11 protein-coding genes are annotated in these 14,434 nt (G+C 69.9%); 6 read left to right on the top strand and 5 right to left on the bottom strand.

All coding sequences use genetic code 11. The features are described from left to right. Positions 1-435 precede the first annotated feature (435 nt). From OG322_RS39100 to OG322_RS39080, 5 genes are all read left to right on the top strand, one after another. The gene (locus OG322_RS39100; RefSeq protein ID WP_260147100.1) at positions 436-1,212 is read left to right on the top strand and encodes a carbon-nitrogen hydrolase family protein; all 777 of its coding nucleotides are present in this window, start codon (positions 436-438) and stop codon (positions 1,210-1,212) included. Positions 1,213-1,323: 111 nt separating this feature from the next. Then, positions 1,324-2,490: an L-rhamnose isomerase gene (gene rhaI, locus OG322_RS39095; RefSeq protein WP_329307637.1), complete on the top strand. Its 1,167-nt coding sequence runs from the start codon at positions 1,324-1,326 to the stop codon at positions 2,488-2,490. Positions 2,491-2,546: 56 nt separating this feature from the next. Further along, positions 2,547-4,592, top strand: a complete 2,046-nt coding sequence (locus OG322_RS39090) for a bifunctional aldolase/short-chain dehydrogenase (RefSeq protein WP_124285990.1) — start codon at positions 2,547-2,549, stop codon at positions 4,590-4,592. Between the two features lie 16 nt (positions 4,593-4,608). Then, entirely contained in the window at positions 4,609-6,117 is a 1,509-nt protein-coding gene (locus tag OG322_RS39085) for a rhamnulokinase (protein ID WP_329307636.1), read from the top strand. A gap of 108 nt (positions 6,118-6,225) precedes the next feature. After that, positions 6,226-7,689 carry an L-fucose/L-arabinose isomerase family protein gene (locus OG322_RS39080; RefSeq protein WP_329307635.1) on the top strand — a complete coding sequence of 488 codons (1,464 nt, stop codon included), beginning with the start codon at positions 6,226-6,228 and terminating at the stop codon, positions 7,687-7,689. A gap of 11 nt (positions 7,690-7,700) precedes the next feature. Here the strand turns inward: OG322_RS39080 and OG322_RS39075 are convergent, their stop codons facing one another. After that, on the bottom strand, positions 7,701-8,774 hold the full coding sequence (locus OG322_RS39075) for an enoyl-CoA hydratase/isomerase family protein (protein ID WP_123465684.1): 1,074 nt from the start codon (positions 8,772-8,774) through the stop codon (positions 7,701-7,703). Positions 8,775-9,001: 227 nt separating this feature from the next. Between OG322_RS39075 and OG322_RS39070 the strand changes: the two genes are divergently transcribed. Next, positions 9,002-11,146 carry a SpoIIE family protein phosphatase gene (locus OG322_RS39070; RefSeq protein WP_123465682.1) on the top strand — a complete coding sequence of 715 codons (2,145 nt, stop codon included), beginning with the start codon at positions 9,002-9,004 and terminating at the stop codon, positions 11,144-11,146. Between the two features lie 127 nt (positions 11,147-11,273). Here OG322_RS39070 and OG322_RS39065 read toward each other — a convergent pair whose 3' ends face one another. From OG322_RS39065 to OG322_RS39050, 4 genes are all read right to left on the bottom strand, one after another. After that, positions 11,274-11,912: an LAETG motif-containing sortase-dependent surface protein gene (locus tag OG322_RS39065; RefSeq protein WP_123465680.1), complete on the bottom strand. Its 639-nt coding sequence runs from the start codon at positions 11,910-11,912 to the stop codon at positions 11,274-11,276. Between the two features lie 300 nt (positions 11,913-12,212). Further along, positions 12,213-12,701 (bottom strand): GNAT family N-acetyltransferase, encoded by a 489-nt coding sequence (locus OG322_RS39060; protein WP_123465678.1) that lies wholly within the window; start codon positions 12,699-12,701, stop codon positions 12,213-12,215. Between the two features lie 40 nt (positions 12,702-12,741). Beyond that, a complete protein-coding gene (locus OG322_RS39055) occupies positions 12,742-13,881 on the bottom strand; it encodes a DUF6397 family protein (RefSeq protein ID WP_329307634.1) in 1,140 nt (379 codons plus the stop codon). Positions 13,882-14,001: 120 nt separating this feature from the next. Further along, the gene (locus OG322_RS39050) at positions 14,002-14,415 is read right to left on the bottom strand and encodes a roadblock/LC7 domain-containing protein (RefSeq protein WP_123465676.1); all 414 of its coding nucleotides are present in this window, start codon (positions 14,413-14,415) and stop codon (positions 14,002-14,004) included. Positions 14,416-14,434 lie beyond the last annotated feature (19 nt).

Raw genomic sequence — 14,434 nt, 5'->3', positions numbered from 1 at the left:
TGTCTCAGGTCGCTGTCGTGGTCCGATCGTCTCGGGTGTGGTCGCTGGGGGGGCTCGCACTCGTGGCGTGGAAGGCCAGATGACAGCCCACAGGAATCTCAAGCGCCGGGTGCGGGCCTGTGCCGCCAAGACCGGCCAGTCCTATGCGACTGCCCTCCGGCATTTCCGTTCGGCTCCCCGAGGAGACGTCATGCCGGAAGACAACCACCTGCGATTGGCCGTGGCTCAGACCACGGTCCGAGTCAACCCCCGCAGCAGCCCCCAACTGAGGGACGGCGGGGCCGAGGTACGAAGCCTGATGCACCGGGCCCGGGCGGCCGGTGCGAGGGTCGCCCAGTTCCCCGAGGGCGCGATCTGCTTCCCGGACAAGCGGCTGCTCTCCGCCAACGGCCCGGACGGGGCAGGACCTCGGACTGGAGCCGGTTCCGGTGGGACGTGCTCCAGGAGGAACTGGCCCTGACCGCACGGCTGGCGAGGGAGCTCCGGCTGTGGACCGTGCTCGGTTCCGCCCACCGGCTCACCGCACCCAACCGGCCGCACAACAGCCTGTACGTGATCTCCGACCGCGGCGAGGTGGCGACCCGCCATGACGAACGGATGCTGTCGCACACGAAGATCTCCTACATGTACGCACCGGGTTCGGCACCGCTCACCTTCGAGGTGGACGGCGTCCGGTTCGGCTGCGCGCTCGGCATGGAGGCCCACTTCCCGGAGCTCTTCGGCGCGTACGAACGCCTCGACGTCGACTGCGTGTTGTTCTCGACCACAGGAGGTACCAGGGAAGGCGGAACGGTCTTCGCCACGGAGATGCGGGCACACGCGGCGATCAACCGGTACTGGGGCGGTTTCGCCGTACCCGCCCAGCTCAAGGGAGACACCCCGGCGGGAATCATCGGCCCGGACGGTGAGTGGGCCGCCCGGTGCCCACGTGACGGAACCCCTTCAGTCGCCGTCGCCGACCTGGGTCCGCAGGACCCCGCGAGTGCCCTGGCCAGGCCCTGGCGGCGCAAGGCGCGTACCGGGCTCTACGACGGTTACCTGGTCGAGGACGCCCGCAGCGACGACCGCACCGCTTTCCAGAAAAGGCCACGCGGCGAAGGCTGCCTGACCCGGCCGGGCCTGCCCGAGAAGTCCCTCGGGCAGGCCCGGCCCGTCTTCGGCCAGGTCGCCCCGATCCGTGGTGAATTGATTCAAACCCCGAAGGAAGACTGACGAGCTGCTTGACTAGTCGTTGGCGTCAAACCTAGCGTACGTTCCAGATGAAACGATTCACATCGTCCCTGACGGCTACGGTCGCCGGATGACTCTGCTTACGAGGTGTTCATGTCTGATGTGTCGGCCGTCAAGGCAGCCCTGAAGTCTCAGGTGATCGAGACTCCTTCGTGGGGTTATGGCAATTCCGGGACCCGTTTCAAGGTGTTCGCGCAGCCGGGGGTGCCGCGCGATCCGTTCGAGAAGATGGCGGACGCGGCGCAGGTGCACGCCTTCACCGGGGTCGCGCCGAAGGTGTCGTTGCACATTCCCTGGGACAACGTGACGGATTATGCCGCCCTGACCCGGCACGCCGAGAGCCTCGGGCTGCGGATCGGTGCGATCAACTCCAATGTCTTCCAGGACGACGACTTCAAGCTGGGATCGGTCACCCACCCCGAGGCGGGGGTACGGCGCAAGGCGACCGATCACCTGCTGGAGTGCATCGACGTCATGGACGAGACCGGTTCCCCCGATCTCAAGCTGTGGTTCTCCGACGGCACCAACTACCCTGGGCAGGACGACATCGTCGCCCGCCAGGACAGGCTGTCCGAAGCGCTGACGGAGGTGTACGAGCGGCTGGGCGACGACCAGCGGATGCTGCTGGAGTACAAGCTCTTCGAGCCGGCGTTCTACACCACGGATGTGCCGGACTGGGGCACTGCCTACGCGCACTGCCTGAAGCTCGGCCCGAAGGCCCAGGTGGTCGTGGACACCGGTCACCACGCACCGGGCACGAACATCGAGTTCATCGTGGCGATCCTGCTGCGGGAGGGCAGGCTCGGCGCGTTCGACTTCAACTCCCGCTTCTACGCGGACGACGATCTGATGGCCGGCGCCGCCGACCCCTTCCAGCTCTTCCGGATCATGCACGAGGTGGTCAGGAACGGAGGTCTCAAGTCCGGGACCAACGTCAACTTCATGCTCGACCAGTGCCACAACATCGAGGCGAAGATCCCGGCGGTGATCCGGTCGGTCGCCAATGTGCAGGAGGCGACCGCCAAGGCGCTGCTGGTGGACGGGGACGCGCTCGGCGCCGCACAGAAATCGGGCGATGTACTCGCCTCGAACGCCGTCCTGATGGATGCCTACAACACCGATGTGCGGCCGCTGCTCGCCGAGGTGCGTGAGGAGCAGGGGCTGGCCCGTGACCCGTTCGCCGCCTACCTCGCCTCCGGCAACCAGGAACGCATCGCCGCCGCCCGGGTGGGCGGCACACAGGCCGGCTGGGGCGCCTGAGCCGTCTGCGCAAGCCTCTTGCCGTCACCGTACTCCTCACCCCCGAAGGAACCCTCATGACGTCCGCGACACACCCCGAGGTCGCAGCGCTCCTGGAGCGCGCGCACCGGATCGGCTCCGATCCCCGCAACACCAACTACGCCGGTGGCAACACGTCGGTGAAGGCCGTCGGCGCCGATCCGGTCACCGGTGGCGGGGCCGAGCTGCTCTGGGTCAAGGGTTCCGGGGGTGACCTCGGCACCCTGACGGAGCCGGGTCTCGCCGTACTCCGCCTGGACCGGGTCCGTGCCCTCAAGGAGGTGTACCCGGGCGTCGAGCGCGAGGACGAGATGGTGGCGGCCTTCGACTTCTGCCTGCACGGCAGGGGCGGTGCCGCACCGTCCATCGACACCGCCATGCACGCCCTGGTCGAGGCGGCGCACGTCGACCACCTGCATCCGGATTCGGGGATCGCCCTGGCGTGCGCGGCCGACGGCGAGAAGCTGACCGCCGAGTGCTTCGGAGACAAGGTGGCCTGGGTGGGCTGGCGCCGGCCGGGGTTCCAGCTCGGTCTCGACATCGCGGCCGTCAAGGAGGCCAACCCGCGGGCGGTCGGGGTGATTCTGGGCGGTCACGGAATCACCGCCTGGGGCGAGACGTCCGAGGAGTGCGAACGGAACGCCCTGTGGATGATCCGTACCGCCGAGGCATTCCTGCAGGAACACGGCAGTGCCGAGCCCTTCGGTCCCGTACTGCCGGACCGGGTGGCCCCGAGCGCGCGGCAGCGCCGTGAACGGGCTGCGGCACTCGCCCCGTTGATCCGCGGTCTGGCGTCCACGGACCGCCCCCAGGTGGGTCACTTCACCGACGCCGAACCGGTGCTGGACTTCCTGTCCCGCGCCGAGCATCCGCGCCTCGCCGCACTGGGCACCTCGTGCCCCGACCACTTCCTCCGTACGAAGGTCAGCCCGCTGGTCCTGGACCTTCCCGCGGACGCGCCGGTGGCCGAGGCCGGGGCGCGGCTGAAGGAGCTGCACGAGGAGTACCGCGAGGCGTATCGCTCGTACTACGAGCGGCACGCCGTCCCCGGCTCGCCCGCCATGCGCGGTGCCGACCCGGCGATTGTGCTGGTGCCCGGGGTGGGCCTGTTCTCCTTCGGGAAGGACAAGCAGACCGCCCGTGTCGCTGCGGAGTTCTACCTCAACGCCATCAACGTCATGCGGGGCGCGGAGGCCGTTTCCTCGTACGCGCCGATCGAGGAGTCCGAGAAGTTCCGGATCGAGTACTGGGACCTGGAGGAGGCCAAGCTGCGCCGGATGCCGAAGCCGAAGCCGCTGGCCACCCGGGTGGCGCTGGTGACCGGTGCGGGCTCGGGGATCGGGAAGGCCATCGCGCACCGGCTGGCCTCCGAGGGCGCGTGTGTGGTCGTCGCGGATCTGAACGCGGAGAACGCCGCCGCGGTCGCCGAGGACCTCGGCGGGGCCGACCGGGCGGTCGCGGTGACGGTCGACGTCACCAGTGAGGAGCAGATCGCCGAGGCGTTCAGGGCCGCCGTGCTCGCCTTCGGCGGTGTGGACCTCGTCGTCAACAACGCGGGGATCTCCATCTCCAAACCGCTGCTGGAGACGACGGCGCGCGACTGGGATCTGCAGCACGACATCATGGCGCGCGGTTCGTTCCTGGTGTCACGGGAGGCCGCCCGGGTGATGCGGGCTCAGGGCCTCGGCGGCGACATCGTCTACATCACTTCCAAGAACGCCGTGTTCGCGGGTCCGAACAACATCGCGTACTCGGCGACCAAGGCCGATCAGGCCCATCAGGTGAGGCTGCTGGCGGCGGAGCTCGGCGAGCACGGGATCCGGGTGAACGGCATCAACCCGGACGGTGTGGTGCGCGGTTCGGGGATCTTCGCCGCCGGCTGGGGCGCCCAGCGGGCGGCGACGTACGGCATCGAGGAGGAGAAGCTCGGCGAGTTCTACGCCCAGCGGACGCTGCTCAAGCGCGAGGTGCTGCCCGAGCATGTCGCCAATGCCGTGTTCGCGCTGACCGGCGGCGACCTCACGCACACCACCGGTCTGCACATCCCTGTCGACGCCGGTGTCGCAGCGGCCTTCCTGCGATGACCCGGACACGATCCCCATGGCTGTGAACTCATTCGACCACCCGGCCGGCGACGCCGTCTTCGCCGCCGTGGACCTCGGTGCCACCAGCGGCCGGGTGATGACGGGCAGGGTCGGTCCCGGCACGCTGGTGCTCACCGAGGCGCACCGGTTCGCCAACACACCGGTGCGGCTGCCGGACGGGCTGCACTGGGACGTACTGGCCCTGTACCAGGGGATGCTGGACGGGTTGCGGGCGGCCGGGCGCAGTGGTCCGGTCGCCTCGATCGGCATCGACACCTGGGCGGTGGACTACGGTCTGCTGGATGCCGACGGAGCGCTGCTCGGGATGCCGTTCCACTACCGGGACGAGCGCAGCAAAGGCATGTCGGAGCGGCTGCCGGACGGCTGCGTCGCGGCGGAACTGTATGCCGTCAGCGGCTTGCAGCATCTGCCGTTCAACACGGTTTTCCAGCTGCTGGCACACCGTGCCACGGCCCAGTGGGAGGCGGCGCGGACGCTGTTGCTGATGCCCGATCTGTTGGTGCACTGGCTGACGGGTTCGGTGGGTGCGGAGATCACGAACGCGTCGACCACCGGTCTGTTCGATGCGCGTGGCGGCGGCTGGTCGGACGAACTGATCGGGCGGCTGGGGCTGGCGCGTTCGCTCTTTCCGCCGCTGCGTGAGCCGGGCGATCCGGCGGGGACACTGCTGGCGCACGTCGCCGAGGCCACGGGGCTGCCGGCCGGGACCCCGGTGACCACCGTCGCCTCGCACGACACGGCATCGGCGGTCGTGGCGGTGCCGGCGAGGGAGCCGGATTTCGCGTACGTCTCGTGCGGCACTTGGTCGCTGGCCGGTCTGGAACTGGACGCCCCGGTGCTGTCCGAGGAGTCCCGGGCGGCGAACTTCACCAACGAGCGCGGGGTCGACGGCACCGTCCGGTACCTCCGCAACATTATGGGCATGTGGCTGCTGGAGGAGTGCCGCCGGGCGTGGGACCGCGAGGCCCCTGCTCTTGGTCTGGCCCGGCTGCTGACCGACGCGGCCGCGGCGGAGCCGTTCGCCGCGGTGATCGACCCCGATGACGAGACGTTCCTCGCGCCGGGTGACATGCCGTCCCGGATCGATGCGTATCTGCTGCGGACCGGGCAGACGCCTCCGGGAGCTCCCGGAGGTTACGTGCGGTGTGTGCTGGAAAGCCTGGCGCTGGCCCATCGCAGGACGTTGCGGCGGGCCGCGGAGCTGACGGGCCGCGAGCCGACGCGGATCCATCTGGTCGGCGGCGGCTCGCGCAACGAGCTGCTGTGCCAGTGGACGGCGGACGCGAGCGGGCTGCCGGTGACAGCGGGGCCCGCCGAGGCCACGGCGCTCGGCAACATCCTGCTGCAGGCCCGCGCCCACGGCCTGGTGGGTGGCCTCTCCGGACTGCGTCGGCTGGTCGCCCGTACACAGCAGTTGCGGCACTACGAACCACGGGGAAACGGGCGGACCTGGGACCGCGCGGAGGCCCGGCTCAGCCCGGGGCCGGTCCCGGCGGACGCCTGACCGGGACCGGGACGGGCCGTGTGGACGGCAGGACGGGTCCGGTTCCCGACCGGTCCGGGCCCCTGTCGGCCGGACCGGGAAATCGCTTACGAGGAAGGGAAATCCCTGATGTCTGACGACCGCGCCGCCGAACCCGGCAGTCTCCTTGTACGGACGTCGCGCCGCCGAACCCGGGTGGGTCTGGTCTCGGGCGGGCTCGGTGCGTACTGGCCGCAGTTCCCCGGCCTTCTCGATCGGCTGCGGGAGTCGGCCCGGTTCGTGACCGCGCGGCTGGAGGAGATGGGCTGCGAGGTGGTCGACGCGGGTTTCGTCTCAGATCCGCAGGAGTCGGCCCAGGCCGCGGAGCGGTTGCGCCGGGCGGACTGCGATCTGGTGGTGACGTTCCTGACGACGTACCTGACCGCGTCGATGGTGCTGCCGGTCGCCCAGCGCACCCATACACCGGTGCTGGTGATCGACCTCCAGCCGACCGAGGCCATGGACCACCCGAACACCGGCACGGGCGAGTGGCTGGCGTACTGCGGTCAGTGCCCGCTGCCGGAGGTCGCCCATGTGTTCCGGCGCTGCGGTATCCCGTTCCGCTCCGTCTCCGGCCATCTGCGTGACGAGAACGCGTGGGGCCGGATCCGGCGGTGGATCGCGGCCGCCGGAGTGCGCGGTGCCCTGCGCCACGGCCGCCACGGGCTGATGGGGCACCTGTACCCGGGCATGCTCGACGTCTCCACCGACATGACACTGGTCTCCGCGCAGTTCGGCGGTCATGTCGAGGTGCTGGAGTTCGACGACCTGCGGGTCAGGGTCGCGGCCGTCACGGACGGGGAGACCGCCGAACGGATAACGCTGGCCCGTGAGGTCTTCACCCTGGACGGTTCCGTCGACGAGGACGACCTCTCCTGGGCGGCCCGTGTCTCGGTCGGTCTGGACCGGCTGGTGGCGGATTTCGCGCTCGACAGCCTCGCCTACTACCACCGGGGGCTGGAGGGCGAGATACACGAGCGGCTGGGCGCCGGCATGATCCTGGGCGCCTCGCTGCTGACCGCCCGCGGGGTGCCGATGGCCGGTGAGTACGAGCTGCGCACCAGCCTCGCCATGCTGATCGCCGACACCATGGGGGCGGGAGGTTCGTTCACCGAGCTGCAGGCGCTCAACTTCCGCGACCGGGTCGTGGAGATGGGGCACGACGGCCCCGCCCACCTGGCCATCAGCGCGAAGGACCCGCTGCTGCGCGGTCTGGGTGTCTACCACGGCAAGCGCGGCTGGGGCGTCAGCGTCGAATTCGACGTCATCCACGGGCCGGTCACCACCTTCGGTATCGGTCAGGAGGCCGACGGCTCGTTCGTTCTGATCGCGTCCGAGGGGGAAGTCGTGCCCGGTCCCCTGCTGGAGATCGGCAACACGACCTCCCGGGTCGACTTCGGCTTCGACCCCGGCGAGTGGACCGATGCCTGGTCCGCCACCGGTATCGGTCACCACTGGACGCTGTGCACCGGCCACCGCGCCAAGGACTTCCGGGCCGCCGCGGACCTCCTGGGCATCGCGTTCCGTACCGTGACCGGCCCCAACGCCCTCTGACGAGCGGCACCTCAGCGGGCCGCCGGGGCTCCGGGGCCGAGACCGAGTTCGCCGTCCCCCAGCGGTGCGAAGAACCGCGCCACGTCCGCCTCGGTGACCTCGGCGAGTTCGGCGGGGTTCCACTGCGGATCACGGTCCTTGTCGACGATCTGGGCGCGTACGCCCTCCACCATGTCGGGCCGGGTGAAGGCGGTGGACGAGACCCGGAACTCCTGGTCGAGAACAGCTTCCAGACCATCGAGGCGCCGGGCCCTGCGAACGGCCTCCAGCGTCACCTTGAGCGAGGTCGGCGACTTCGCCAGGATCGTCACCGAGGCCTCCTTCGCGGCGGGCATCCCGTGGTCGGCGAGGCGCTCGACGATCTCCTCGACGGTGCCGGCGCTGTAGCAGGAGTCGATCCAGTCGCGCTGTGCGGCCAGCTCACCAGCCGGGGCTGCCCCGGCGTACCGCTCCGCCGTCGCGACGACGTCGGCGGGCGTGGTGCAGACGTCCAGGGCGGCGATCAGGCCGGAAAGCTCCCGCGACGGCACGAAGTGGTCGGCGAGCCCGCACAGCAGCGCGTCCGCCGCGCCGACTGCTTCCCCGGTGAGCGCCAGGTGAGTGCCGAGCTCGCCGGGCGCCCTGCTCAGCAGGTATGTGCCGCCCACGTCCGGGACGAACCCGATACCGGTCTCGGGCATCGCGATGCGCGAACGCTCCGTGACGATCCGGATCGAGCCGTGGGCCGAGACACCGACACCGCCGCCCATCACGATGCCGTCCATGATCGCGACGTACGGCTTGGGGAACCGGGCGATACGGGCGTTGAGCCGGTACTCGTCACGCCAGAAGTCCCGTGCGGTCCCGCCGCCGGCCAGGGCGTCATCGCGGATGGCGCGGATGTCACCGCCGGCGCAGAGCCCCCGCTCCCCCGCCCCCGTGAGCAGCACGGCGGCGACCGAGTCGGCCTGTTCCGCCGCGTCGAGCGCTTCCGCCATGCGCTGCACCATGGTGTGGTTCAGCGCGTTCAGGGCTCGGGGCCGGTTGAGTGTGATGTGACGGATGCGCCCCTCGGTGTGCAGCAGGACGGGATCCTCGTGGTTCATACATGCGCTCCGGTCAGCCCCAGTACGTGCCGGTCCGCCGGTCACGGACGGCCTTCCCTGCCATTGTGCGGGGCGGTCCCCAAGCCAGGTACGGAGGGGTGTCCCGGCCACGTGGCGGGTGCCTGAACACCGTCCGGGCGGGCTTCCGCTGTGGCAGCCCTGCTCAACCGGCCAGACAATTGGGTCACGCAGTACGGCAGCCCCGCCGGACGATCTTCGGAGCAGGAATGACCGATCACGACCGGCCACCGATCGTCCCCGTCAGACCCAGCCCGTTGGCCGAGAAGACGCACAACGGCGACACCGGGACGGCGGAGCGGCTTGCCATGAACCGCACCGGCAGTTTCGAGTGGGATCTCGATGCCCGGACGCTGGACATCGACGAGGCCGGTCTGCTGGTGTTCGGCCTGGACCCGGCCGCTTTCGACTCACAGCCCGAGTCCCTGCTGGAGCGGCTGGAGCCCTCGGAACGGATTCGGCTCGATGCGGCGATCGACGAGGCGGTCAAGCGCGGGCACAGCTCGTACAACGTCCACTTCCGGGTCCCGATCGACAAGGGCGGCGACCAGTGGACCCATATCCAGGCGCGCATCCTGCGCAGCTCGGACGGACGGGCGCACCGGGTGGTCGGGGTGGTGCGGGACGCGACGGCGGAAGTCACCCATTCGGCCTTCGTGCTGGAACTGGAAAAGCGCCGTCAGCGCCAGACCGACATAGTTGAACGCACAACGAGCGCGTTGTCGCGGGCGGTGACCGTGGACGATGTGACGGCCGCGCTGACGGGACCGGGCGGTCTGGCACGGCTGGGCGCCGACGGCCTCGCGCTCGGTCTGCAGGACAACGCCACGCTGAATGTCATCGCTCTGAGCGGCGACTCCCTGAAGGTGATCGACGAGCTGGGGCAGGGCCGTCTCGACCGGAATTTCCCGCTGGCCGACACCGTACTCAGCGGCCGGCCACGCTTCGTGAGCTCGCTCGGCGCGCTCACCCGGCGCTATCCGGTACTGGAACCGTATGTGGGGCAGCTGAAGTTCCAGGCCGCGGCCTACCTGCCGCTCGTCGCACAGGCGCGTTCACTCGGCGGACTGGCGCTCTTCTACCGCGAGCGCACGGCCTTCAACGCCGACGAGCGCAACCTGTGTCTGGGGCTGGCCGCCATCGTCGCCCAGTCCCTCCAGCGGGCCACGCTCTTCGACGAGGAACGGGAATTCGCCACCGGTCTCCAGTCCACGATGCTGCCCCGGCGGATCCCTGACATCGAGGGCGGAGAGATCGCCGTCCGCTATCACGCGGCATGGACCGGCCGTCAGGTCGGCGGCGACTGGTACGACGTGATCGCACTGCCGAAGGACCGTTTCGGAATCGTGGTGGGCGACGTGCAGGGCCATGACACGCATGCGGCCGCGATCATGGGCCAGCTGCGGATCGCGCTGCGCGCTTACGCAGGGGAGGGGCATCCGCCGTCGGCGGTGCTGGCCCGGGCGTCCCGGTTCCTCGCCGAACTGGACACGGACCGGTTCGCCACCTGTACGTACGCCCAGGTCGATCTCGGCACCGGAACGGTACGGGTGGTGCGGGCCGGTCACTTCGGTCCGCTGATCCGGCACACGGACGGCCGGGTCGGCAGCCCGCAGGTACGCGGGGGCCTGCCCCTGGGCATCTCGACCGATTTCGGGGACGAGGAGTTCCACGAGACCAGGCTCGACCTGGTCCCCGGCGAGACGCTGGTCCTGTACACCGATGGTCTGGTGGAGGAGCCCGGCGTCGAGATCGACGCGGGGGTACGCACGCTCGTCCACGAGGTGAGCGCCGGTCCGGCGGGGGCGGAGGCGCTTGCCGATCATCTGTCGGACCGGCTGTGGGAGCGTTGGGGCTCGGGCGACGACGTCGCGTTGCTGGTGTTGCGCCGCAGTCCGGACCCGGGCTCGCCCCGGGCGCCCCGGCTGCATCAGTACATCCACCAGGCCGACCCGGAGGGGCTCTCCGACGCACGGACGATCGTGCGCCAGGCCCTGACCGACTGGGACATGGCCGAACTCGCGGACGATGCCGAGCTGGTAACCGGGGAACTGCTGGTGAATGTGCTGCTGCACACGGAGGGCGGAGCAGTGCTCACGCTGGAAGTACTGCCGGAACCGGTACGGCGGGTGCGGCTGTCGGTACAGGACCGCTCCAGCGCATGGCCCAGGCGCCGGACACCAGGTGAGACAGCCACTTCAGGCCGGGGTCTGCTCCTCCTGGACGCCGTGGCGACGCGGTGGGGCATCGAGCCCCGCGGCGAGGGGAAGGCGGTCTGGTGCGAGATCGGCCCGGCTGCGCCGCCCACGTCCCCTCCGGTGCACAGGGACACGGGGACACAGCAGAACCGGTGAATCCCCCGGCCAGGGCGGACGGGGCGGGTGGACAGCATCGAGGGGCGTGCCGCCTCGCCGAACGCGATGCGGCACGCCCCTCGGCCGGGATCCCCGGCGCTCCACGCGCCCGGACCGCCGGACTACGTCAGTGCTGAGCGGTGCGACGCTTGCGCACGGACCACATGATGCCGCCACCGGCCAGCAGCACGGCGACAGCCGCGCCACCGATGATGGGGGTGGCGGACGACGAACCGGTCTCGGCCAGATCCGGCGAGCTGGGGCTCGGCGTGGCTGCGGCGGGCGCAGACGACGAAGCGGTCTCGCTGGGAGTGTCGGTCGGGGTGGGCGCCGCCGTGGTGGGCTTCTGGGACGGCTCGGACGGCTTGGACGGCTTCGTCTCGGAAGGCGTCGGCGTGGGCGTGTTGCCCTCGCACACCGGTGCCTGCTTGGTGTCTTCCTTCGAGAACTGGTCGCCGTCACCGGCCTTGACGGACAGATGCACCGTCAGAGCCTTGTCGTGCTCGGGCAGGTCGATCGTCTTGTCGAGCCCCTTGCCGAAGCTCTCCGTGGGCAGCAGTTCCTTACCGTCAACGGTGATGGTCACCTGGTTGGTGACCTTGTCGTTGTACGCGGTCAGGTGAAGGCTCACTTCGGTACAGGTCACGTCCCAGGTGGGGGTGTGAGCTGCGGCCGGGCCGGCGGTGAGAACCGCGCCGGTCAGGCCGACAACCGCAGCGGCAGCGAGGGTTCCCGCGGCACGCAGCGATCTCCTGGGTATGGTCATGGATTGTTCCTCCGCAGATGTTTCATCGCCCGAATGGCGGTGGGGCGCACAGTACTGCCCCTGTCCCCCGTATGTGCACCCGCCCCACACACCATTCGACGTCACAACTGACAGCACATCGTCACCGGTTGGGACATGACGGACACCGTCGACCGGGTGTCGTGCGACCCGGCGATGGCGCGAAGTGAGCGCACCGCACCGAACCGTATCCCCCGGCCTCATCAAGCGCGCCGGTGGGCCGGCCGGTCCACCGGCCGACGGGTGGCGGAAACCGGACCGGAACACCCGGTGCCGGCGCCGTCAGAGCCGTCGGTGCATGACATGCAGTCCCACGAACCCCTGCTTGGGGTGGTGGAAACCCTCGGGCAGCGTGCCCAGGACTTCGAAACCGAGCGAGCGGTAGAGCCCGACCGCGGCGGTGTTCGTCTCCACCACGGCGTTGAACTGCATGGCGCGGTACCCGGCCGTGCGGGCCCAGTCGATCGTGTACTCGCACAAGGCCCGTCCCACACCGCGTCCGGCGTGCCGGGGGTCGACCATGTAGCTGGCGCTCGCGATGTGCGAGCCGTTACCCATGTGGTTTCTGTTCATCTTCGCCGTACCCAGAATCGTCCCGTCGTCGGCGACCGCGACGACCGTACGGTTCGGCGACTTGATGAGCCACCAGTCCCGGGCGTCACCCTCCCCGAGGTCGAGGGGGTAGGTGAAGGTCTCGCCCGCGGAGACGATTTCGTGAAAGAACGGCCACATGGCCGGCCAGTCCCCGGTGGTTGCTTCCCTGATCAACATGGCGCAAAGACTGCCCGCTCCGGCCGCCGTTCGCGAACCGTTATCCGCCTTCCACGGCGCCCTCCCGCCCCGGGCCTCCCCGCGGACCGGCGACCGGACGGCGCCTGCCGGACGGATGGTGACCGCCGAGGCGGGCAGCAGTGCGGCCGGCACGCTCCCGAGGATGCCGGTACCCGCGCACCCGACGCAGCCGGAGCCGGGCCAGCAGGCCGACGGGGCTTCCCTGTACAGCCGGTTCGGCGGGCCTGGCCAGATCGCCTGCCGGTTCAGCCTGTTCGACCCGTTCGCCCGGTTTCGCCGGTTCGGTCGGTGCAACCGGCCGGGATGGTTCAGCCGGCTCGAACGGCTCGGCCGGTACAGGCGGTCGGCCAAGTGCCTCCAGGTCCGGCCGCCGTTCGTCTCCGGGGCGCGGAGCCTGGCGGAGCTCACGGGCACTGTCCAGCTCCATGATCAGGTTGACCCGCCGCCAGAGGATCTCGTCCGGCTCCTCAGCGAGCATCAGGCGCGCCATCGCGTCCCGCGTGGCTGACGACCCCCGTGGTCCGAAGACCGGCTCGGGCCGGACCCTGGCGAAGTAGGCGCGCTCGTACGGGTCGTCGACCACCTCGGCCAACTGGGCCGGGTCCAGCGCCTGGGCCGCGACCGCCGCACGTGCCCAGGGATCGTCGGTGAGGGTCAGCAGCCGTTCGATCCTCCGCGAGCGCCAGTTGCGCGGGCGGCAGTCCGTACCGGAGTCCAGACGGTCACGCATCCAGGCCGGACTCCTGCCCACCAGCAGTTCGGGCGAGCGGGCGGCAAGCCCGCCCAGTTCCTGGGCGAGATAGAGCCACACCACCGCCCGGTAGCGATTGAGATAGAAGGCGACCGGCGTGACACATCCCGCGCGGGCCAGCCGGGTGAAGCGGACCGGGCTGATTCCGAGCAGCCGCGCGCCCTCCGCCGTCCCCACCGTACGCACCCGCTCCCGCAGAGCCCCCGGGAAGCCGTCCTCCGTCCGAAGCCGGTCGATCTCCTCCTGGCGGACCCTGGGCCGTCCTCCGCCCCGCCGCGCCTCCACGCGGACGATTCCCAGGTGCACCGCCAGCTCGAACTCCCCTCGTTTCAAGACAAGTTCCGCAGCCGCCCGGCTTACGGCGACCGTGTGGACGCTGCTCGTACGTACTGCATCCGTCACCGGCATGACGATTCTCCCCCGTGAGATTCGAATACTCTCTGTGACCACGGTAGCTCGGGGAGAACGACTGCAGCCCGGCCTGTGGATAACTCCCGGGCCGGGCGGCAGTGCTGACTGGTGGACCTGTCAGATCCGGTTGATTCCGGTGCTTCCGTCCCGCCGCGCCGCCACACCGAGGTGTTCCCCGACCTTGTTGACCAGCAGCGTCATCTCGTACGCCACCTGCCCCACGTCGGCCTCGGCCTCGCTCAGCACGCACAGACAACTGCCGTCCCCGGCGGCCGTCACGAAGAGCAGTGCCTCATCGAACTCCACCATGGTCTGCCGGGCCTTTCCGGCGCGGAAGTGCCGTCCCGATCCGCGGGCGAGGCTGTGCAGCCCGGACGAGACCGCCGCCAGATGTTCCGCGTCCTCACGTGCCAGCCCCGTACTGGCTCCGGTCACCAGACCGTCGTTCGACAGCACCAGGGCGTGCCGTATGTGCTCCACCCGGCTGGTGAGATCGTCAAGGAGCCAGTCGAGTCCCCTGTCCAGTGCCATTTCGTTCCTCCCCGTTCGT

Origin of the sequence: Streptomyces sp. NBC_01260 (genome assembly GCF_036226405.1) — a bacterium.
GTDB classification, from domain to species: Bacteria; Actinomycetota; Actinomycetes; order Streptomycetales; family Streptomycetaceae; genus Streptomyces; species Streptomyces laculatispora.
This window is presented reverse-complemented; position numbering and strand designations above follow the sequence as displayed.

What these genes read in the sequence shown, in the direction of transcription:
- rhaI (WP_329307637.1), top strand. Translation starts at nt 1,324, where the DNA reads ATGTCTGATGTGTCGGCCGTCAAGGCAGCCCTGAAGTCTCAGGTGATC.
- OG322_RS39090 (WP_124285990.1), top strand. Translation starts at nt 2,547, where the DNA reads ATGACGTCCGCGACACACCCCGAGGTCGCAGCGCTCCTGGAGCGCGCG.
- OG322_RS39085 (WP_329307636.1), top strand. Translation starts at nt 4,609, where the DNA reads ATGGCTGTGAACTCATTCGACCACCCGGCCGGCGACGCCGTCTTCGCC.
- OG322_RS39080 (WP_329307635.1), top strand. Translation starts at nt 6,226, where the DNA reads ATGTCTGACGACCGCGCCGCCGAACCCGGCAGTCTCCTTGTACGGACG.
- OG322_RS39075 (WP_123465684.1), bottom strand. Translation starts at nt 8,774, where the DNA reads ATGAACCACGAGGATCCCGTCCTGCTGCACACCGAGGGGCGCATCCGT.
- OG322_RS39070 (WP_123465682.1), top strand. Translation starts at nt 9,002, where the DNA reads ATGACCGATCACGACCGGCCACCGATCGTCCCCGTCAGACCCAGCCCG.
- OG322_RS39065 (WP_123465680.1), bottom strand. Translation starts at nt 11,912, where the DNA reads ATGACCATACCCAGGAGATCGCTGCGTGCCGCGGGAACCCTCGCTGCC.
- OG322_RS39060 (WP_123465678.1), bottom strand. Translation starts at nt 12,701, where the DNA reads ATGTTGATCAGGGAAGCAACCACCGGGGACTGGCCGGCCATGTGGCCG.
- OG322_RS39055 (WP_329307634.1), bottom strand. Translation starts at nt 13,881, where the DNA reads ATGCCGGTGACGGATGCAGTACGTACGAGCAGCGTCCACACGGTCGCC.
- OG322_RS39050 (WP_123465676.1), bottom strand. Translation starts at nt 14,415, where the DNA reads ATGGCACTGGACAGGGGACTCGACTGGCTCCTTGACGATCTCACCAGC.